Annotated in this window: 1 protein-coding gene; it reads left to right on the forward strand. The window is 41.8% G+C overall.

Translation table 11 applies throughout. From position 1 onward, the window contains the following. The first annotated feature begins 97 nt into the window (after positions 1-97). Positions 98-1,051, forward strand: coding sequence for a DDE-type integrase/transposase/recombinase (locus ACHBIF_RS11345; RefSeq protein WP_032511809.1), 954 nt, complete (start codon positions 98-100; stop codon positions 1,049-1,051). Positions 1,052-1,116 lie beyond the last annotated feature (65 nt).

Consider the following 1,116-nt stretch of genomic DNA (forward strand, 5'->3'; position numbering starts at 1 on the left):
TGTAGCGTTACAATAGATGTGAGACTTCTAGAAGTCAAAAAGAAGATTCCCTGATATGATAAGAGTACCACCTACTCATCAAAAAGGAAATCTTCTCATGACTAGTATACCACAAAATCTTCGCTATTTGCCACACACTCTGGAAACACGCTACCACGCTGTTAAAACCTATCGAAATGGAGCTTCTGTCACCTTCATCTGTCGACGCTACAAGGTCTCAAAAGCCTCTCTCATGCGGTGGAACAAGCGATTCGACGGCACCAAAGAATCGCTGAAAGACCGGTCGCATCGACCTCTAACACCTCATCCAAAAGCTCATACCGAACAGGAGCTTACCTGGATTAAAAATTGCATCCGAAGAAATCCACAGGCAACCCTCATCGAAATATTCTACAAGCTCAAAACTAATAAGGGCTATGACCGCCATCCCTGCTCTCTCTTTCGAATCTTGAGAAAACTTGATTTCTTCAAATCCCCTAAAACTAAGCAGAAAACCTATGTGCCTAGGCCTTACCATACCCCAACTGAACTCGGTATCAAGTGGCAAATGGACGTCAAATATGTACCGACTCACTGCTACACAGGCAAGCTACCTGACAAATTCTATCAATATACCGTCATTGATGAGGCCAGCAGGGAACGTTTTATCTTCCCTTTCAAAGAGCAATCTTCTCACTCAACTGTTCAGTTTGTCAAAATGGCTATGAGATACTTTGGATACAAACCCAAAATTATTCAAACGGATAATGGTTTTGAGTTTACCCATTTCAAAGAGACCAAGCAAATTCACCCCCTAGACCTACTTTGTCAGGAACTTGGTATTGAGCACAAACTAATTCGTCCTCGAACACCCAGACATAATGGCAAGGTTGAGCGCAGTCATCGAAATGATAACCGACGTTTCTACCAGCACTTGACCTTTTACTCCTATGACGATCTGATCAAGCAGATGAAAACCTATCTTTATCGTTCTAATCGACTCCCTATGCAAACTTTAGGCTGGAAATCTCCTATCGATATCAGAAAAGCTTTACTAGAAGCTAGCTCCTAGTAAAGCTTAACAAATGGATAACTTCAAAATCACCTTTTTGGTCTCACATCATTGACAAAGGTACA

Origin of the sequence: Streptococcus sp. A11, assembly GCF_043674225.1 — a bacterium.
Taxonomy (GTDB): domain Bacteria; phylum Bacillota; class Bacilli; order Lactobacillales; family Streptococcaceae; genus Streptococcus; species Streptococcus suis_V.